The sequence below is a fragment of the Streptomyces sp. NPDC059002 genome, assembly GCF_042740435.1.
Taxonomy (GTDB): Bacteria; Actinomycetota; Actinomycetes; order Streptomycetales; family Streptomycetaceae; genus Streptomyces.
Map to the genome: position 1 here is coordinate 1 of NZ_JBHYJI010000062.1, position 19,870 is coordinate 19,870.

Sequence of the window (19,870 nt, forward strand, 5' to 3'; positions counted from 1 at the left end):
TCTTGTTGCCCTCGCCGTCGCCGTACGTCATGCAGAAGCAGCTGTCGTCCCAGAAGGCGTTGACGTAGCTGTCGCCGTAGTGGACGCGCGAGGTGGCACCCTTGCCGTCGCCCTTGATGCCCTCACGGCCGTGCACGTTCTTGTAGTAGTCCCAGGTGACCTGGGCGCCGTAGGCGGCGTCGACACCGGCGGTCTGGGCGTCGTCCGGCTTGCCGTTGCCCCACGTGTCGTCGTCGTCCGTGAAGATCTTGCCCTCGCCCTGGCCGTTCTCCAGGTTGTACGTGGAGTGGCCGCCGCGGCTGTCGTCGGTCAGCTCGAAGCCGCCCGAACCCTTCTTGGTGCCGATCTCGACCTTGCCGCTGTACTGGCTGTTGCCGGTGGCGTTCTCGATCTCCTGCTGCTGGAAGAGCTTCTTGCCGGTGGCGGCGTCCGTGACGACGCGCAGGCGGCTCGGCGTGCCGTCCTTCTGCATGCCGGTGACGACGGTCTCGTACGCGAGGACGGGCTTGCCCTCGGCGGCCCAGATCACCTTGCGGGGCGACTGCGCGTCGGCCTTGGTGGTCTTGGCCTTGGCGGCGGTCGACTCGGCGGACTTGGCGACCGACGACTTGCCGACCTTCGCGTCGGTGGAGGCCACCTTGACGCTCGCCTCGGTCGCCTTGGTGACGCCCTTCAGCTTGCCGTTCTTGGCGGTGTGCACGACGAGGTCGCCGCCGAGGACGGGCAGGCCGTCGTAGGTGCGCTCGTAGCGGGTGTGCACGGTGCCGTCACGGTCCTTGACGACGTCGCGGACGACGAGCTTCTCCTTGGCGCCGAGGCCGATCTTCTCGGCGGTGGCGGCCTTGTCCGCGGCGGCGTCCTGGAGGAGGCCCGCGCGGGCCGAGGACGACAGGCTGACGGGCGCGGCCGAGGGGGTCGCGTCCGCGACGGGCTGCGCGGAGGCGCCGGTGGTCAGTCCGGCGGTGAGCAGCGCTCCGGCGGCCACAGCGGTGGCGATGGCCAGCGTCGAACGCTTACGGGATATGTGGGGGGTCACGCAGGCTCCTTCTGTGGGGGGCCCGGGTGGCAAAGGGGAACTACCCGGGCATGAAAGATGCGGTGCGGGTGTGCTGGTGTGCCGTGCGAGGGAAGAGTGTCATTCGAGCCAGGTACATGTCATGCCCTTGGCCAAATCTTGGCCAGAAATAGTTCGTTGAGCGATGGTCAACATACGTAATGCGAACAGAGCGTGAACGAGCGCGCCGCCCCGGGGAGTTGATTCACCCGGGGCGGCGCCGTCACTGTCTGCTCCGTGCCCTCCTCGGTCAGGAGGGCGAGGGGCCTACGGGAAGGTGACCTTCCAGCTGTTGATGTAGCCGGTGTCCTGCGCGGCCACGTCCTGCACCCGCAGCTTCCAGGTGCCGTTGGCCACCTCGGACGAGGCGTCGACGGTGTACGTCTCCTTGACGTCGTCCGCCGAGTCCGAACCGCTGGCCGCCTTCAGGGCGTAGACCGTCCCGTCGGGGGCGAGCAGGTCGATCTTCAGGTCACCGCGCCAGGTGTGCACGATGTCCACGCCGACCTTCAGCGCGCTCGGCGCGTTGCCGGTACGGCCCGTGACATTGATCGAGGAGGTCACCGCGGCGCCGTTGTCCGGAATGCTGACGTCCGTGGTGTTCTCGAAGGACGTGCCGGTCTCGCCGCCGGGCCTGCTGCCGACGTTCACGGCCGCCCAGGCGTTCGCCACGGCCGCGTACTCGGCGCTGCTGGTGCCGTACAGCTCACCGGCCGCCGCGAGCGTGCCGGTGCGGGCGTCCGCGTACTTGGTGGTCGTGGTGAACTTCGTGGTGAGCGCCTTGAACCAGATCAGCGACGCCTTGTCGCGGCCGATCCCGGTCACGGGCAGGCCGTCGGAGGTCGGCGAGTCGTACTGGACGCCGTTGATCTCCTTCTTGCCGCTGCCCTCGCTCAGCAGGTAGTAGAAGTGGTTGGCGACACCCGACGAGTAGTGCACGTCGATGTTGCCGATGCCCGAGTACCAGGCGTCCTTGGACGAACCGTCCTTGCTCGGCTTGTCCATGTAGCGCAGCGGACTGCCGTCGCCCCGGATGTCGATCTTCTCGCCGACGAGGTAGTCGCCCTTGTCCTGCGCGTTGTTGGCGTTGAACTCGACGGCCGCCGCGAAGATGTCCGAGGTCGCCTCGTTCAGACCGCCGGACTCTCCGCTGTACGTCATGTTGCCGGTCGACGACGTCACGCCGTGCGTCATCTCGTGGGCCGCCACGTCGATGGAGGTGAGCGGCTTGGAGTTGCCTGAACCGTCGCCGTACGTCATGCAGAAGCAGCTGTCCTGCCAGAACGCGTTGACGTAGTTGTTGCCGTAGTGGACCCGCGAGGACGCGCCGACGCCGTCACCGCGGATACCGGTGCGGCCGTGCACGTTCTTGTAGTAGTCCCATGTCAGCGCCGCGCCGTAGTGCGCGTCGGCGCCCGCCGTCTCCAGGTTGGATGCCTGGCCGTTGCCCCAGATGTCGTCCGGGCCCGAGAAGAGGGTGCCGGTGCCCGAGGTGGCGTGGTTCAGGTTGTACGTCTTGTGGTTGCCGCGGCCGGTGTCGGTGAGCGTGTAGTTCGACCCGGACTGCGCGGTGCCCAGCGTGACCTGCCCGCTGTACTGGGTGTTGCCGGTGCCGTTCTCGACACCCTGCCACTGGAAGAGCTTCTTGCCGGTGGCCGCGTCCGTGATGACGTGCAGCTCGTTCGGGGTGCCGTCGTGCTGCAGACCGCCGACCACCGTCTCGTACGCGAGGGTCGGCTCGCCCTTCGCCAGCCATACGACCTTGCGCGGCGCCCGGTCCGCGTCGGTCTTCTTCGAACCCTCGGCCTTCGCGGCGCCGAGCGCCTGCTTCTCCGCCGTCGACGCCTTGATGCCGGCGCTCAGGTCGATGCCCTTGAGCTGTGCCTTCGCGGCCTTGGTGACGCCTTCGGTCTTCCCGGACTTCGCGGTGTCGACCACCAGGTCGCCGCCGAGGACGGGCAGGCCGTCGTAGGTGCGCTCGTAGCGCGTGTGGACCGTGCCGTCACGGTCCTTGACGACGTCGCGGACGACCAGCTTCTCCTTGGCGCCGAGCCCCAGGTCCTCGGCGGTGTCCGCCTTGGTGGCGTTGGCGTCGCGGATGAGCTCCGCGCGCTGGGCGGGGGAGAGCTTGACGGCGAGGGCGCCGGGGTCGACCTTCCCGAGCTTCTGCGCCTTCGGGGCGCTGGTCCAGGGGTCGTCGGCGGAGGCGGGACCCGCCTGAACCGCTACGGCGAGCAGAGCGGCTACGGCGGAGAGGGCGCCGGCTGCGGCGGCCCGTCTGTGGGAGGTGCTTCTCAACACGGACTCCTTCTGCGCGGCCGCGGGGTCGCGCGGCCAGAACGACCGGGCGGCTGGGTGGCCGTCCGGGCAGAACAAGGCGGAACGCAGAACTGGGCAGTGCACACGGGGTATTGCGGGAGAGAAACCACCGCGTTGTTGAAAGCTGTGCGGCAGTCGAGGGGAAGAGTGGCACCAGAGGGCGGCTGCTGTCAGGAGCGCGTCAACAGTTGGCCGGAATCAGTCCGTTGGGCGGGTGGGGGCGTTCGCTATGCGGAGGCTGGCCGGGGGCCTTGGGCGGTGTGGGGCGTCGCGGTGCCGTGTGGCCCCTGGTCGGGTGGCCTGCGGGGTGTGTGTGGCCGTAATTCGTCGCCTGCGGCGGGGCTGATGACTCGGGGCGCTGCCCCGGACCCCGCTCCTCAAACGCCGGAGGGGCTGGACTTGGGACTACTCCCGTGGGTCCACCCACAACGCCTCGCCCACCGCGCACAGTTCGCCCTTGGCGGTGGTCGCCGCGACGCCCATCGTGTGTTTGCGGCCCGATTCGGAGATCAGCCAGGCGTACGTGATGTGGTCCTCGCCGATGGCCATGGGGCGGAGGATCCGGCCGGTCAGGAAGGCCGTCACGGCGCCCCGGCGGAGGGTGCCGAAGTGGATGCCGGGGGCCGCGCTCGGGCAGTCGAGGGCGGCCCAGGCCAGGTCGGGCCTGAGGGCGCCGGTGCCGTCGTCGAACGCGGGGTGCGGGGCCCAGGCCGCGGCGACCACGTCGCGGCCGGGGACGGGGGAGGAGTGCTGGCGCAGGCCGCGGTCCGGGGCGCGATCGCCGCAGCCGAAGCAGTCGACCGAGCCGTCGGCGACGCCGCTGGGCGGCGCCGCGCGGTAGGCCTCGGTGGCGGCGACGGCCTCGTCCCAGGTGGGGGCGTCGGGGAGGTCGAGGGAGAGGGCGGGGGCGGGGCGCGCGGTGGCCAGGGCCGCACCCGACGCGTCGGTCAATGTGGCGCCGCCGCCGTCGAGTTCACCGAAGCGCACGGGCCTGCCCACGGGGACGGCGGCGCGGAAGTCCACGCGCACCGTGTCCGCAGGGGTGCGGTCGGCGAGGACGCCCGCGAGGTATCCGCCGAAGGCGAGCCCGGGGTAGCCCTCGAAGATCGGGGGCACGACGAGCTCGTCCGACTCTTGCGTCTTGTGATCAGCAGCCATGGGGTCAGCTCACCACACTGTCCCGCCAGGCGCGATGGAGATCGGCGAAGGATCCCGTGCCCGCGATGAGGTCGGCGGGGCTGCCGTCCTCCACGATCCGGCCGTGCTCCATCACGAGCACCCGGTCGGCGATCTCCACCGTGGAGAGCCGGTGGGCGATCACGACGGCGGTGCGGCCGCGCAGCACGGTGTGCATGGCGCGCTGCACGGCCCGCTCGCCCGGGATGTCCAGCGAACTGGTCGCCTCGTCGAGGATCAGCACGGCGGGGTCGGCGAGCAGCGCCCGCGCGAACGCCACCAACTGCCGCTGCCCCGCGGAGATGCGGCCGCCGCGCTTGCGCACGTCGGTGTCGTACCCGTCGGGCAGCGACCGGATGAAGTCGTGGGCGCCGATGGCCTTCGCGGCCAGCTCGATGTCCTCGCGGGTGGCGTCGGGGCGTCCGATCGCGATGTTCTCCGCGACGGTCCCGGAGAACAGGAACGCCTCCTGGGTCACCATGACGACCCCGCGCCGCAGTTCGGCGATCTCGAGGTCCCGCAGGTCGACGCCGTCGAGGCGGACGCTGCCCTCCGTCGGGTCGTAGAAGCGGGCGAGCAGCTTGGCGAGCGTGGACTTGCCCGCGCCCGTGGAGCCGACCACGGCGACGGTCTGTCCCGCGGGCAGCGTCAGGTCGAACCGGGGCAGCACCTCGCCGCCCGTGCGGTAGGCGAACCGCACGCCGTCGAAGCGGACTTCGCGGCCCGGGTGCGTGGACTCCAGGGGCGGCAGCGTACGGGTGGCGGCGGGCTCGGGCTCGGGCACGGTGGGTGTCTGGGCGAGCAGCCCGGCGATCTTCTCCAGGGAGGCGGCGGCCGACTGGTAGGAGTTGAGGAACATCCCGAGCCGGTCGATCGGGTCGTACAGGCGCCGCAGATACAGCACGGCGGCGGCCAGCACGCCGAGCGCGAGCCCGCCGTCCGCGACGCGGTGGGCGCCCCACAGGACGATGCCCGCGATGGCGGTGTTGGCGACGAGCCGGGAGCCGACCACGTACCGGGCCATCTCCAGCATGGCGTTGCCGTTGGTCCGCTCGTGCCGCCGGTTGAGCACGGCGAACTCCGCGTCGTTGGTCCGCTCGCGGCGGAACGCCCGCACCGGCCTGATGCCGTTCATGGTCTCGGCGAACTTCACGATGACCGCGGCGATGGCGGTGGAGCGCTCGTGGAACATCGCCCCCGCGCGGCGCTGATACACGCGTACGAGGGCGTAGAGCGGCACGAAGGACGCCACGGCGAGCGCGCCGAGCCCCAGGTCGAGCCAGAGCAGCATCACCGAGATGTAGGCGAACGAGAGCAGGACGGTGAGCAGTTCCTGCAGGCCCTCGCTGAGCAGTTCGCGCAGCGACTCGACGTCCGTGCTCGAACGGGAGATCAGCCGCCCCGAGGTGTACCGCTCGTGGAAGTCGACGCTCAGCGCCTGCGCGTGCCGGAAGATCCGCCCGCGCAGATCCAGCAGTACGTCCTGGTTGACGCGGGCCGACGCGACGATGAAGGCGTACTGGAGGCTCCCGGCGGCGGCCGCGCAGACCAGATAGCCGATGCCGACGGCTATCAGCGGGCCGTAGTCGTCCGCGCGCAGGGCGGGCACCCCGCTGTCGATGGCGTACGCGACGAGCAGCGGGCCCGCCTGCACGACGGCCTGCTGCACCAGGAGCAGCACGGCGGCCACGACGACGCGGCCGCGCAGCGGCGCGAGCAGCGAGAACAGCAGGGTGCGGGTGGCCCGCGGCGGCGCGGGCAGATTGTCCTTGTCGAACGGGTCCTCGGGCGCGTCGGCCGGGTCCCGCGGCAGTTCGGGTTCTTCGGGGTCGACGGGCTTGTCCCGTACGGGAGTCGACGAGGTCATCGGGCAGCCTCCTCGGCGGTGGTGGGTTCGGCTTCGGCTCCCGACATCAGCCAGGCGTACTCCGCGTTGTCCCGCAGCAGTTCCTGGTGCGTGCCGACCGCGGCGACGCGCCCGCCGGACAGCAGCGCGACGCGGTCGGCGAGCTGCACGGTGGACGGGCGGTGCGCCACCACCAGCGCCGTCGTGTCCGCGAGGACCCGCCGCAGCGCCGCCTCCACCAGGGCCTCCGTATGGACGTCGAGGGCGGACAGCGGGTCGTCGAGGACCAGGAAGCGGGGGCGGCCGACCACCGCGCGGGCCAGGGCGAGGCGCTGGCGCTGGCCGCCGGACAGGCTCAGGCCCTGCTCGCCGACCTGGGTGGCGGGGCCCTGCGGGAGGGTGTGGGCGAAGCCCGCCTGCGCCACGTCGAGGGCCCGGTCCAACTCGGCGTCCCCCGCGGTCTTCTCCGCGCCCATCAGGACGTTCTCGCCGACCGACGCGGAGAAGAGGGTCGGCTCCTCGAAGGCCACGGCGACCAGGGTGCGCAGCCGCTCGCGGTCCATCGCGGTGATGTCCTCGCCGTCCAGGGTGATGCGGCCCCCGGTGACCTCGTGGAGCCTCGGCACGAGCGCGGTGAGGGTCGTCTTGCCGCTGCCGGTCGCGCCGACGACGGCCATCGTCTCGCCGGGGCGTATGTGGAGGTCGATGCGGGCGAGGACCGGGGGCGTGTCAGGGCCCGCGTCCGGGTAGCGGAACTCCACCCCGTGGAACTGCAGCCCGCCGTCCGGGGTGTGCGCCTCCGCTCCGGCGGCCGGCACCGCGGCCCGCGGCCGCCCGGCCCGCTCCGTGGCACGGTCGGCCACGGCGGATTCCGCCTCCGGCTCCGCGTCCATCACCTCGAAGTACCGCTCCGTGGCCGTCGCCGACTCCTGGCTGACCGCGAGCAGATAGCCGATCGACTCCACGGGCCAGCGCAGCGCGAGCGCCGTCGAGAGGAAGGCGACCAGGGTGCCGGTGGACAGGTCGCCGTCGGCGACCCGCACCGTGCCGAGCACGAGTGCCGCGCCGATCGCGGCCTCCGGCAGCGCCATGATCACCGCGTTGATCGCCGCGAGGATCCGGGCCTTGGCCAGTTCCGTGCCGCGCAGGGTCCCCGAGAGCTCGCGGAACGCGCGCGCCTGGCTGCGGTGGCGGCCGAACCCCTTGATGATGCGGATGCCGAGCACGCTCTCCTCGACGACCGTCGTCAGATCGCCGACCTGGTCCTGGGCCCGCCGCGCCACGGCGCTGTACCGCCCCTCGTAGTACGCGCACGCCATGACCATCGGTGCCACGGGCGCGAGGATCACCAGGCCGAGCGTGAAGTCCTGGGCCAGCAGGATGATCACGCCGACCAGGATGGTCGCGCCGTTGACCAGCAGGAACGTCAGCGGGAAGGCGAGGAAGAGACGGAGCAGCATCAGGTCGGTCGTGCCGCGCGAGAGCAACTGCCCCGATCCCCAACGGTCGTGGAAGGACACCGGGAGGCGCTGCAGATGGCGGAAGAGGTCGGCGCGCATCGCCGCCTCCACGCTCGCCAGGGGCCGCGAGACCAGCCAGCGCCGCAGCCCGAACAGGAGTGCCTCGGCGAGGCCGAGCAGCAGCAGGGCGAGCGCCCCGAGCCACACCCCCGCCGCGTCGCGGTCGGCCACCGGGCCGTCCACCATCCACTTCAGTACGAGGGGGAAGACGAGCCCCGTGCACGAGGCGACGATCGCGACAAATGCCGCGGTGATCAGGCGAGTTCGGATCGGCCGTACATACGGCCACAGTCGCAGCAGCGTCCGTACGGTCGACCGATCCTTGGTGGGGGCATCTGATTTCGGCATCAGGAGCGAGCCTACGGATCGCCACTGACAGCGCCCACCGAGTTTCGGTCCGACCCGCTTCGTCCGCTGGTCCTAGGACCCGGAATCCGTCCCCCCGGATCCCGGGGTCGTACGCCCCCATCAACCGATCGGCTGATGCGCCCCCGAGCGCGATGGGCGATGTCCGCACCCCCGCCCACCAGCGATTCTCGACATATGCCCCTCATCGAAGTGCACGAACTCAAGAAGGCCTACGGCGGCCGCACCGTCGTCGACGGTGTCTCCTTCGGCGTGGAGGAGGGCGAGATCTTCGGCATCCTCGGGCCGAACGGCGCGGGCAAGACCACCACCGTCGAATGCGTGGAAGGCCTGCGCCGCTCCGACTCCGGGGCCGTCCGCGTCGCCGGGCTCGACCCGGTCGCCGACCACGAGAGCCTCACCCGCATCCTCGGCGCACAGCTCCAGGAGAGCGAACTGCAGCCCAAACTGACCGTGCGCGAAGCCCTGGAGCTGTACGCCGCGTTCTACCCGAACCCCGCCGACTGGCGGCCCCTCGCCGAGCGCCTGCGCCTGACCGACAAACTCGAAAGCCGCTTCGGCAAACTCTCCGGAGGCCAGAAACAGCGCCTGTTCATCGCACTCTCCCTGATCGGCAACCCCCGGGTCGTCGTCCTCGACGAACTGACCACCGGGCTCGACCCGCGCGCCCGCCGCGACACCTGGGAGCTCATCGAGGACGTCCGCGACAGCGGAGTCACCGTCCTCCTGGTCACCCACTTCATGGAGGAGGCCCAGCGCCTGTGCGACCGCATCGCGGTCATCGACAAGGGCAGGGTCGCCGCCCTCGACTCCCCGGCGGGCCTGATCAGCCGGGCCGCGAACTCCACGGTCATGTCGTTCACGCCGTCCGCGCCCCTCGACGAGCGCGTGCTCGCGGCACTGCCCGCGCTCACCTCCGTCGAGCACCGCGACGGCCGCTACACCCTGAACGGCACCGACGAGACCGTCGACGCCGCCATCACCCTGCTCGCACGGCACCGCATCACCGCCCACCAACTCCGGGTCTCCGACGCCACCTTGGACGACGCGTTCCTCGACCTGACAGGAGCATCGGCATGACCACGACCCTCGCCGCACCGCACACCGCCGCCCGGAACAAGGCCTCGTCCGCCGTCCTCAGGGCGGAGCTCCGGCTCTTCCGCCGCGAACCGGGCGCCCTCTTCTGGATCATGGTGTTCCCCACCCTGCTCCTGGTGATCCTCGGCTCCATCCCCTCCTTCCGGGAGACCGACGCCTCGCTCGGCGGCCTGCGCCTGGTCGACGTGTACGTCCCCGTGACGGTGCTGCTCGCCCTGATCATGGCGGGCGTACAGGCCATGCCGCCGCTCATCACCGGCTACCGCGAACGCGGCATCCTGCGCCGGATGTCCGCCACCCCCGTGCGCCCCTCCGCCGTGCTCGGCGCACAGATGGGCATCCACGGTGCCGCCGCGCTCGTCTCGTCCCTGCTCTCGCTGGCCGTGGGCCGACTCGCCTTCGACGTGCCCCTGCCGCGCCAGGCCTTCGGCTACGCCCTCGCGCTGCTCCTCGCCATCCTGTGCGGGCTCGCCCTCGGCGCCCTGGTCTCCGCGCTCGCCCGCACCACGAAGGCCGCCACCGCGATCGGCTCCGCCGTCTTCTTCCCGATGATGTTCAGCGCGGGCGTCTGGCTGCCGGTGCAGGCGATGCCCGACGCGCTCGCCCACGCCGTGGAACTCACCCCGCTCGGCGCCGCGGCCCAGGCCCTCGGCGATGCGGCGGCCGGCGACTGGCCGGGCTGGGCCCACCTGGGCGTACTCGCCCTGTGGGCCGTGCTCCTCTCGACCGCCGCGGCACGCTGGTTCCGGTGGGAGTGACCCGCGAGTGACCTGGACCGTGGCCGACACTGGGACGGTGAGGACGACACCGGCGGCGGATCCCGCACCCACGACGGGCTCCGCGACGACGCTCGAACAGCGGTGGGGCCAGTTCCACCGCTGGGGCCCCTACACCCTCCTGGGCTTCAGCGTCCTGATGGCGACCGCCACCAGCGGCGTCGTCGGCATGGACCGCGCCACCTGGGCGGTGGCCGGGGGCTTCGTCGCGGCGGGGTTCGCGCTCCAGCTGTGGTGGGGCGCGCTCGCCCGCACCCGCCCGGGACCCTCGCGCGCGGGCACCGTCTACTACGTCCTGCGCTGGGCGATCGCCTTCGCCCTCGCCTGGATCAACCCGTTCTTCGCGTTCTACGCCGTCGTCGGCTACTTCGGCGCCGAACGGCTGCTGCCCGCCCGCCTGGCCAAGCTCGGCCTGTTCGCCACCGCCGTCACCATGGCGGGCTCCCAGTCGGGCGGACTGCCCCCGGACGGCGAACTCGGCTGGGTCGTCTTCGGCGGCCTGCTCGCGGTGAACGTCGCGCTGCTCACCGTCTTCGCCCACCTCGCCGCGCAGGAGGACGAACGCGCCCGCGTCCAGGCCGTCACCATCGCCGAACTGGAACGCACCAACACCGCGCTCAAGGAGGCCATGGACGAGAACGCCGCCCTGCACGCCCAGCTCCTCGTCCAGGCCAGGGAGGCGGGCGTCGCCGACGAGCGGCGCAGGCTCGCCGCCGAGATCCACGACACCATCGCGCAGGGCCTGACCGGCATCATCGCCCAGCTCCAGGTCGTCGCGGGCGCCCAGGACACCGAGAACGCGGCACTGGCCCGCGAGCACCTGGGCCGCGCCGCCGACCTGGCACGGCACAGCCTGGGCGAGGCACGCCGCTCCGTGCACAACCTCTCACCGGCGGCCCTGGAACACGACCGGCTGCCCGAGGCGCTGAAGAAGACGGTCGCCGAGTGGGCGGAACGCACCGGGGTACGCGCCGACTTCACGGTCACCGGCACCGCCGAGCACCTGCACGACGAGATCGAGGCGACCCTCCTGCGCATCGTCCAGGAGGCCCTGTCCAACACCGCGCGGCACGCGGGCGCCACCCGCCTCGGCGTCACCCTGTCCTTCATGGGCGACGAGGTCACCCTGGACGTACGCGACGACGGCCGCGGCTTCGACCCGCTCGCCACGGTGCGGCGCACCGGCACCGGCGGCTTCGGCCTTGACGGGATGCGGGCGCGGGCCGAACGCATCGCGGGATCGCTCACCGTCGAGTCGGAACCGGGCGGCGGAACCGCGCTGTCGGCTCGCGTACCGTTGGTGCGCCATGAGCCATGAAGTGATCACTCTTCTCATCGTCGACGACCACCCCGTCGTCCGTGACGGCCTGCGCGGCATGTTCCTCTCGGCCCCCGGCTTCGAGGTGCTCGGCGAGGCGGCCGACGGCGTCGAGGCCGTGGCGCTCGTCGCCGCACTCGACCCGGACGTCGTCCTGATGGACCTGCGCATGCCGGGCGGCGGCGGCGTCGACGCGATCACCGAACTCACCCGCCGCGGCGCCCGCTCCCGTGTCCTCGTCCTCACCACGTACGACACGGACTCCGACACGCTCCCCGCGATCGAGGCCGGCGCGACCGGCTACCTCCTCAAGGACGCCCCGCGCGAGGAACTGTTCACCGCGGTCCGCGCCGCCGCCGACGGCCGCACCGTCCTGTCGCCCGCCGTCGCGTCCCGCCTCGTCTCACGCGTGCGCGCCCCCGGCAACGAGCCGCTGAGCACCCGCGAAAGAGAGGTGCTCGCACTCGTCGCCAAGGGCACGTCGAACCGCGCGATCGCCGCCGAACTCTTCATCAGCGAGGCCACGGTCAAGACCCACCTCACCCACATCTACGCCAAGCTGGACGCCAACGACCGGGCGGCGGCGGTGGCGACGGCGTACAGCAGGGGGATCCTGGGCTGAGGGCGGGCCCCGTCAGGGGCGCGGGGAACTGCGCGACCAGCCCAAGTCAGCCCGCAGCCAACAGCACCAGCGCCTAGACCGCTTCCCAGAGTGCAGGCGTATTCGGCGGCTCCCACCCGGGCTGCGCCTGATGCGGCTGCAGGCACCGATACGTCGACCCGCCGTAGGTGACCGTGTCACCCGCGGAGTACACCGTGCCCGCGGCCCACGTCCCGCCGGGCTCACCGGGATCCGGGTCACCGCCCCCCGTGGTCTTCAGGGTCAGCCCGAACTCCTGAAGCAACGGATTGATCGGCTGGTAGAACGTCGTACCGCCGCTGGAGCAGTTGCCGGAGCCGCCCGACGTGACGCCCTGCGCCTGGCTCCCGGAGATGTAGGAGCCGCCCGAGTCGCCGGGCTCCGCGCAGACCGTGGTCCGCGTGACGCCGTTGATGGTGCCCTCGGGATAGGTGACGCTGGTGTTGTGCTGCGAGATCGTGCCGCAGTGCCACCCCGTAGTGGAGCCGGAACGGCAGATCGACGCACCCACCGGGGACTGCGTGGAGCCCCCGACGCCGACCCGCTGGCCGCCCTGGCCCTTCACGTACGGGGTGGCGGTCCACTGGGAGTTGACGGCGACCCAGGCCATGTCCTTGCCGGGGAAGATGGAGGCTTGGAACGTGCCCTGGGCCACCTGGTTGTAGCCGCTGGTCGCGGTGCCCGCGCGACCGCAGTGTCCCGCGGTGGCGAAGCCCTGCTGGGTGCCCTTGGTGACGGGGAAGCCGATGGAACATCGGCCGCCGCCCATGTAGTACGCCTCGCCGCCCACCAGGTCGTACAGCGGACGCGGCCGCTCCGTGGTGCGTTCGACGCGTACGAGGGAGGAGTCGACGCCCGCCGCGGCGACGAGGGACTTCGCTGCCGAGGCGTGCACGGCGCGCACCACGACCGCGTTGGAGCGCACGTCGACGTACCAGACGGGCGCGTCACGCGTCGCCGTCTTCCTGGCGGCGCGGTCCAACCGGCCCTTGGCGGCGTCCAGTTGGGCGACGGAGTGGTCCACGACCCGGGCCGTGGCGCCCCGCGCCTCGATCAGGGGGACGTCGGAGGCGTCGGTGGTGGCGACGGTGAGCCCCGCGGAGGTGGCGCCGCGCACCCAGGCGCCCGCGAAGTCGCGGCCGAGCGCGCCGCGCAGGGCGCCCGCGTCGGCGCCGGCCTCGGCCTCGTTGACCAGACGGGCCTCGGCCTGCGCCGACGTGAGGCCGAGGTCGCGCTGCATGGCCTTCAGGACGCCGGGCGATGTCCTGTCGACGGCAGCGGTCTCGGCGGGGGAGAGGGACGGGGACGCGGGAGAGGGATCGGCCTGGGCGGACGCGCTGCCGGGCAGCCCGGCAAGCACGAGCGCACCGGCGGCCGCGACGGCGGCACAGGCGGCCGCGGCGCGTCTGTGAGGGGTGGGGCGCATGCGAGGTCTCCTCGGTGAGCGAGGGGCGAGCGGGGATCGCCCACACCGTAGAACCCTCAACTGCCCCCCGACAGCTGCCAACAGACCCCCGCCCCCGACGTTATGGAACCCCACGCCACGCCAGCCCCCACCCCCTCAAGGCAGCCGTGGCGAAGGCGTCGCGAGCCATGCTGTGTAGCTTTCGCTGCGGGCGGTGGCTTCGGTGTGGGCGGCGCGGGCGTGGGCGAAGACGGTGGCTGCGGTGTCGTGCGCGGGGGCGGCGGGGTGCCAGCCGAGGAGGTGGCGCCAGTAGAGGGGGGCGCCCGCGAGGGGGCGGGTCACCAGGCCCGGTGTGGGCGGGAACGTCGCCCTGCACAGTCCGACCGCACGCCCGACCTGCACCAGATGGACGCAGGACGCGACATCCGCCTCGTACACACTGGACGGCGTGAACCCGGCGCGGGCGCACGCGGCGCTGAAGCAGTCCGCGAAGCAGCCGTCGCCCGGCACGTCGGTCCACGCCTCGCCCGCGAGCAGCGCGAGGTCGATCTCCGGCCCGTCGGCCAGCGGATGCCCGGTGGGCAGCATGACGAAGACGGGGTCGCGGGCGACCTCACGCCACACGAGGAGATCGCTCTCCGGCGGCGCGCTCGCCCCGCAGGTGCCGACGAGCGCGAAGTCGAGCCGCCCGTCGGCCGTGCGGGCCGCGATCTCCCGCTCCGACCACGCGGTGTGGGTGGTCACGGGAACGCCCGGGTGCGCGGCCGCGAGCCGGTCCACCAGGCCGCCGAGCAGCGGCCCGTGCGTGCCGCCGAGCCGGAACCCCGTACCGCCCTGCCAGGACTGCGTGAACCGCTGTGCCTCCTCGCGCAGCCCGCTGACGGCGGGCAGCACGACCCGGGCGCGGGCCAGCACGAACTCGCCGAGCGCGGTGGCCCGCACACCGTGCCGCCCCCGTTCGAACAGTTCCCCGCCCAGGGACCGCTCGATCCGCTTCAACTGCGCGCTCAGCGCGGGCTGGGCGAGCCCGAGCGCGGTGGCGGCCTTGGTCAGGCTGCCCGCGTCGGCGATCGCCCGGATCGTCTTCAGGTGCCGCAACTCCAGGTCCATACCGTGAGCTTGGGGCGCCGCGGGTGCGGGGGCAAGACTCTGGTCCGGACCAGCCGCGGCCCCCTCAGCCGCTCCTGACCCGCAGCAGCAGCACCGCACGCGCGGGCACCGTCAGCGTGCCGCCCGCCCGGTGCACCGCGCAGGGTGCCTCGCCCTGGTCCTCCGCGGAGGTGTCCACCACCACCTCGTACGCATCGGCCCACGGCGGCCCGGGCAGCACGAAGCTCGCGGGCCTGTCCGCCGCGTGCAGGACCGCGAGGAAGCTGTCGTCGACGACGGGCGCGCCGCGCGCGTCACGCCCCGGGATGTCGCGGCCCGAGAGGTACATGCCGAGTGTCGCGGCGGGCGCGTACCAGTCGCTCTCCGTCATCTCCGTGCCGCGCGTCGTGAACCACGCCAAGTCCCGCAGCCCGTCGGCCGAATGGGCCCGCCCGGAGAAGAACGCGCGGCGGCGCAGGACCGGATGCCGGTGCCGCAGCCCGATGAGCCGGGACGTCAGCGCGAACAGGTCCCGCCAGCCCGGTTCCTCGCGCAGCTCCCAGTCGACCCAACTGGTCTCGTTGTCCTGGCAGTACGCGTTGTTGGAGCCGCCCTGCGTACGCCCCATCTCGTCGCCCGCGACCAGCATCGGCACCCCGGTCGAGAGCAGCAGCGTCGTGACCAGGTTGCGCAGCTGGCGGCGGCGCAGCGCGGTGACGCGTTCGTCGTCGGTCTCGCCCTCGACGCCGCAGTTCCAGGAGCGGTTGTCGTCGGAGCCGTCCCGATTGCCTTCTCCGTTGGCCTCGTTGTGCTTGCGCTCGTAGGAGACGAGGTCGCGCAGCGTGAAACCGTCGTGCGCGGTCACGAAGTTGACCGAGGCGTACGGCCTGCGCCCGCCCCACGCGTACAGGTCGCTGGACCCGGAGAGCCGGTAGCCGAGATCGCGCACGTCCGGCAGCGCGCCCCGCCAGAAGTCCCGCACCGCGTTGCGGTAGCGGTCGTTCCACTCCGTCCACAGCGGCGGGAACGCACCCACCTGGTAGCCGCCCGAGCCCACGTCCCACGGCTCGGCGATCAGCTTCACGCGCCGGAGCACCGGATCCTGCGCGATCACCGCGAGGAACGGCGACAGCATGTCGACGTCGTGGAAGGACCGCGCGAGCGCCGCCGCCAGATCGAAGCGGAAGCCGTCCACCCCCATCTCGGTCACCCAGTACCGCAGCGAGTCCGTGATCAGCCGGAGCACATGCGGCTGGACGACCTGGAGGGTGTTGCCGCAGCCCGTGTAGTCGGCGTACCGGCGCGCGTCGCCCGGCTGGAGCCGGTAGTAGCCGCGGTTGTCGATGCCCTTGAGGGACAGCATCGGGCCGAGCTCACCGGCCTCCGCCGTGTGGTTGTAGACCACGTCGAGGATGACCTCGATGCCCGCCTCGTGCAGCGCCCGCACCATCCGCTTGAACTCGCCGACCTGCTGCCCCGTCGTCCCCGATGCCGCGTACGCCGCGTGCGGGGCGAAGTAGCCGATCGAGTTGTAGCCCCAGTAGTTGCGCAGGCCCCGGCGCAGCAGATGGTCCTCGTGCGCGAACTGGTGCACCGGCAGCAGCTCGACCGCCGTCACACCGAGGCGTACGAGATGGTCGAGCGCGGCAGGATGCGCCAACCCCGCGTACGTACCGCGCAGTTCGGCCGGGACCCCCGGATGCCGCCGGGTGAACCCGCGTACGTGCAGTTCGTAGATGACGGAGTCGGCCCACGGCGTCTTCGGCCGCCGGTCGTCCGTCCACTCGTCGTCCGGCGCGTCGTCGTGCACCACCACGCCCTTGGGGACGTACGGCGCCGAGTCCCTGTCGTCGCGCACCGTGTCGGCGACCTGCTGCTGGGGCCAGTCGCGCACATGCCCGTACACCTCGGGCGGCAGCGCGCCGTAGTCGTTGCCCTCGGCGGCGTCGACCGCGCGCGCGTAGGGGTCGAGGAGCAGCTTCGCCGGGTTCCAGCGGGCGCCGGTCCACGGGTCCCAGCGGCCGTGCACGCGGTATCCGTACCGCTGGCCAGGGCGCACCCCCGGCACGAAGCCGTGCCAGATCTCGTGCGTCAGCTCGGTCAGCGGGCAGCGGGTCTCGGCCCCCGCCGCGTCGAAGAGGCACAGCTCCACGGCCTCCGCCCCGCCCGCCCACAGCGCGAAGTTGGTGCCCGCGACCCCCTCGGGCCCGACCCGGAAACGGGCGCCGAGCGGGGTCGGCGCCCCCGGCCACACGGGCCGAGGGGGCACCGGACGCACCGCGGCCCGCGTACTTCCGTTCAGGGCTGTGGCGGGCCGCCCGGGCGTGATCCGCCCCGCCGCCCGCGCCTCCTGCACTGCCCCTTGCTCGGGTGCGCTCGACACCTGTCAGCCTCCCGCGGCTCGGTGGGTCGACGCGCGAAGAAGGGCGAGCGGCGTCCCGGCCGCGGCTCCCCATACGTCGTCCTCCCCACTGTTCTGCCCACCGTGTGCGTCGCACTCACGTTTCCCCAAGCGGGGGACGGTCGTTGGGACCCACGTGAGACAGGTTGCGAGGCGCGCACGGCGCGCAGGGGCCGCGCTGGCCGCCGTACTGACATGGGCAGGCCTCATGGCCGGGGCGGCGGGCTGTTCCGCCGGCGGGCTCGACGGACTCCTCGGGAAATCACGCTCGCCCGCCGACGCGATCCGGGTGTCGCCGGACGACGACATGAAGGGAGTCAGGGCCGACGAACGGATCGAGGTGAGGGTCCCGGACGGCCGCCTGGAGTCCGTGAAGGTCGTCCGGACGCAGGACGCGCAGGAGTTCGACGTCCCGGGCCGCATCGACGAGGACGGCATGACCTGGCGCCCGCTCGACGACGCACCCCTCGCGCTCGCCGCCAAGTACAAGGTCGACGCCGTCGCCCTGGACGGCCACGGCCGCCGCTCGGCCCGGCACACCACCTTCACGACGTACGTCCCCGACGAGCGCTTCATCGGCTACGTGACCCCCGAGAACCGCTCCACCGTCGGCACCGGCATGATCGTCTCCCTGGAGTTCAACCGGGAGATCGAGGACCGCGCCGCCGTCCAGCGCGCCATCCGCGTCACCGCGCACCCGGCCGTCGACATCCGGCCGCACTGGTTCGGCAACACACGCGTGGACTTCCGCCCCGAGAAGTACTGGAAGCCCGGCACGAAGGTCACCGTCGGACTGCGCCTGCGCGACGTCCAGGCCGCCCCCGGCGTCTACGGACTGCAGGACAAGAGCTTCACGTTCACGGTCGGCCGCAGCCAGGAGTCCCTCGTCGACGCGGCCGAGCACACCATGGAAGTACGCCGCGACGGCGAGCTCGTCTCGACCGTCCCGATCACCGCTGGCGCCCCCAAGACCACCACGTACAACGGGAAGATGGTGGTCACCGAGATGCTGGAGGTGACGCGGATGAACAGCCGCACGGTCGGCTTCGGCGGGGAGTACGACATCCCGGACGTGCCGCACGCGATGCGCCTGACGACCTCCGGCACCTTCCTGCACGGCAATTACTGGTCCCCGAACGCTCCTGGCAACACCAATGTCAGCCACGGCTGCGTGGGCCTGCGCGATGTGAAGGGCGGCAGCTCACGGACGCCGGCGGGCTGGTTCTTCGACCGGACGCTCATCGGGGACGTCGTCGAAGTCGTCAACAGCGATGACAAGAAAGTCGCTCCTGACAACGGCCTCGGCGGCTGGAACATGGAGTGGAAGGACTGGACGGGCAACGGCTGACCTTCGGCCGATCACCAGGTGATCGCCAGGTGATCGGCGGTCGACCAGCAGGTGATCTTGGTCCGCCCGCACCTCGCACGCAGTTGGGACTGAACGGTGACATTGGCGGGGAGTCATCGCCGCAGGGCGTGTGGTTATCTATCGCTTGCGCGTGTCTGAAACGCGCTGGTGCACTGGGGTGCGGGCCTGTGATCAGGCCGTGCGAGGGGAGACTGGATCGTGAACGGGCGACCGATATCGGGGGCTTCGTCTGACACGCGCCGACGCGTGCGACGGAGGGGCGCCAGGGGGCTGACCGCGGCGGTGTCGGGGGCGGCACTGCTGCTCGTCGCGGCGTGCGGCGGGGGAGGCGGTTCGGACACCGGCGACGGCAAGGGCGGATCGGACAAGAACGCCGCATCGGCCGCCGTCGTGACCATAGCGCCGAAGGACGGCGCGGACGCGGTGGCCACCAGCGGCGCCCTCAAGATAGGCGCCGAGAAGGGCAGGCTCACCGAGGTCAAGGTCGAGGACAGCAAGGGCAACCCGGTCCCCGGCAAGATCGGTTCGGGCGGCGCGAGTTGGACGCCCGCGCACCACCTCGCGGCGGCCACCACATACAAGGTGCACGCCGTGGCGAAGGACTCCGAGGGCCGCGCCTCCGCCAAGGACACCGCCTTCACCACGCTGACCCCGAAGAACACCTTCATCGGTCAGTTCACGCCGGAGGACGGCTCCAAGGTCGGCGTCGGAATGCCGTTCTCGGTCCGCTTCACGCGCGGCATCACCGACCCGGAGGCCGTCGAGCAGGCCATCGAGATCAAGACCGAGCCCGCCGTGCCCGTCGAGGGCCACTGGTTCGGCAACGACCGCCTCGACTTCCGCCCGGAGAAGTACTGGAAGGCCGGCACGAAGGTCACCGTCAAGCTCAACCTCGACGGCGTCGAGGGCCGTCCCGGCGTCTACGGCAAGCAGGCCAAGACCCTGAACTTCACCATCGGCCGCAGCCAGGTCTCCACCGTCGACGCCAAGACGCACCAGATGAAGGTCGTCCGCGACGGCAAGCAGATCAAGAAGATCCCGATCAGTGCGGGCGCCCCCGGCACGACGACGTACAACGGCGAGATGGTCATCAGCGAGAAGCTCCAGGTGACCCGGATGAACGGCGACACCGTCGGCTTCGGCGGCGAGTACGACATCAAGGACGTCCCGCACGCGATGCGCCTGTCGACCTCCGGCACGTTCATCCACGGCAACTACTGGTCGGGCGGCGTCTTCGGCAACAGCAACGCCAGCCACGGCTGCATAGGCCTGAGCGACCTGCGCGGCGGCTACAGCAAGAAGACGCCCGGCGGCTGGTTCTTCAACAACTCGATGATCGGCGACGTCGTCGTCGTCAAGAACTCCGCGGACAAGACGATCCAGCCGGACAACGGCTACAACGGCTGGAACATGTCGTGGGAGAAGTGGAAGGCGTAGCCACCACCGCCTGCACCCCGGGGCCCGGCGCACTGTGACCAAGTGCACCGGGCCCC

At 71.7% G+C, this 19,870-nt stretch carries 14 protein-coding genes; 6 read left to right on the top strand and 8 right to left on the bottom strand.

Annotated features, from left to right (window positions below; translation table 11 throughout):
* The 5 genes from ACFWZ2_RS35800 to ACFWZ2_RS35820 all read right to left on the bottom strand — a co-directional run.
* On the bottom strand, positions 1 to 1,036 hold a 1,036-nt coding region (locus ACFWZ2_RS35800; RefSeq protein ID WP_384552981.1), incomplete at its 3' end, for a M4 family metallopeptidase.
* A gap of 285 nt (positions 1,037 to 1,321) precedes the next feature.
* Positions 1,322 to 3,352, bottom strand: a complete 2,031-nt coding sequence (locus ACFWZ2_RS35805) for a M4 family metallopeptidase (RefSeq protein WP_384552983.1) — start codon at positions 3,350 to 3,352, stop codon at positions 1,322 to 1,324.
* Positions 3,353 to 3,778: 426 nt separating this feature from the next.
* Positions 3,779 to 4,531 (bottom strand): hotdog fold domain-containing protein, encoded by a 753-nt coding sequence (locus tag ACFWZ2_RS35810; protein ID WP_384552984.1) that lies wholly within the window; start codon positions 4,529 to 4,531, stop codon positions 3,779 to 3,781.
* A gap of 4 nt (positions 4,532 to 4,535) precedes the next feature.
* The gene (locus ACFWZ2_RS35815; protein WP_384552986.1) at positions 4,536 to 6,416 is read right to left on the bottom strand and encodes an ABC transporter ATP-binding protein; all 1,881 of its coding nucleotides are present in this window, start codon (positions 6,414 to 6,416) and stop codon (positions 4,536 to 4,538) included.
* A complete protein-coding gene (locus ACFWZ2_RS35820; RefSeq protein ID WP_384552988.1) occupies positions 6,413 to 8,263 on the bottom strand; it encodes an ABC transporter ATP-binding protein in 1,851 nt (616 codons plus the stop codon). Before ACFWZ2_RS35820 ends, ACFWZ2_RS35815 begins: the two co-directional genes overlap by 4 nt.
* A gap of 195 nt (positions 8,264 to 8,458) precedes the next feature.
* On the opposite strand from ACFWZ2_RS35820, the gene ACFWZ2_RS35825 reads away from it, so the two are divergent.
* Genes ACFWZ2_RS35825 through ACFWZ2_RS35840 form a run of 4 tightly spaced genes read left to right on the top strand, consistent with a single transcriptional unit; the run spans position 8,459 to position 12,095 of the window.
* A complete protein-coding gene (locus ACFWZ2_RS35825; protein ID WP_384552990.1) occupies positions 8,459 to 9,361 on the top strand; it encodes an ABC transporter ATP-binding protein in 903 nt (300 codons plus the stop codon).
* Positions 9,358 to 10,137 carry an ABC transporter permease gene (locus ACFWZ2_RS35830; protein WP_384552992.1) on the top strand — a complete coding sequence of 260 codons (780 nt, stop codon included), beginning with the start codon at positions 9,358 to 9,360 and terminating at the stop codon, positions 10,135 to 10,137. Before ACFWZ2_RS35825 ends, ACFWZ2_RS35830 begins: the two co-directional genes overlap by 4 nt.
* A gap of 37 nt (positions 10,138 to 10,174) precedes the next feature.
* On the top strand, positions 10,175 to 11,473 hold the full coding sequence (locus ACFWZ2_RS35835) for a sensor histidine kinase (RefSeq protein ID WP_384552993.1): 1,299 nt from the start codon (positions 10,175 to 10,177) through the stop codon (positions 11,471 to 11,473).
* On the top strand, positions 11,463 to 12,095 hold the full coding sequence (locus tag ACFWZ2_RS35840) for a response regulator (protein WP_384552995.1): 633 nt from the start codon (positions 11,463 to 11,465) through the stop codon (positions 12,093 to 12,095). The genes ACFWZ2_RS35835 and ACFWZ2_RS35840 overlap by 11 nt, the downstream gene beginning before the upstream one ends.
* Before the next feature lie 73 nt (positions 12,096 to 12,168).
* Here ACFWZ2_RS35840 and ACFWZ2_RS35845 read toward each other — a convergent pair whose 3' ends face one another.
* The 3 genes from ACFWZ2_RS35845 to glgX all read right to left on the bottom strand — a co-directional run bounded on the left by ACFWZ2_RS35845 (position 12,169) and on the right by glgX (position 16,990).
* Positions 12,169 to 13,539 carry a carbohydrate-binding protein gene (locus ACFWZ2_RS35845; protein WP_384552997.1) on the bottom strand — a complete coding sequence of 457 codons (1,371 nt, stop codon included), beginning with the start codon at positions 13,537 to 13,539 and terminating at the stop codon, positions 12,169 to 12,171.
* A gap of 135 nt (positions 13,540 to 13,674) precedes the next feature.
* On the bottom strand, positions 13,675 to 14,628 hold the full coding sequence (locus ACFWZ2_RS35850) for a LysR family transcriptional regulator (protein ID WP_384552999.1): 954 nt from the start codon (positions 14,626 to 14,628) through the stop codon (positions 13,675 to 13,677).
* A gap of 64 nt (positions 14,629 to 14,692) precedes the next feature.
* On the bottom strand, positions 14,693 to 16,990 hold the full coding sequence (gene glgX / locus ACFWZ2_RS35855; protein ID WP_384553001.1) for a glycogen debranching protein GlgX: 2,298 nt from the start codon (positions 16,988 to 16,990) through the stop codon (positions 14,693 to 14,695).
* Between the two features lie 226 nt (positions 16,991 to 17,216).
* Between glgX and ACFWZ2_RS35860 the strand changes: the two genes are divergently transcribed.
* Positions 17,217 to 18,356, top strand: coding sequence for an Ig-like domain-containing protein (locus ACFWZ2_RS35860; protein ID WP_384553003.1), 1,140 nt, complete (start codon positions 17,217 to 17,219; stop codon positions 18,354 to 18,356).
* Between the two features lie 219 nt (positions 18,357 to 18,575).
* On the top strand, positions 18,576 to 19,814 hold the full coding sequence (locus ACFWZ2_RS35865; RefSeq protein ID WP_384553005.1) for an Ig-like domain-containing protein: 1,239 nt from the start codon (positions 18,576 to 18,578) through the stop codon (positions 19,812 to 19,814).
* The last annotated feature ends 56 nt before the right edge of the window (positions 19,815 to 19,870 follow it).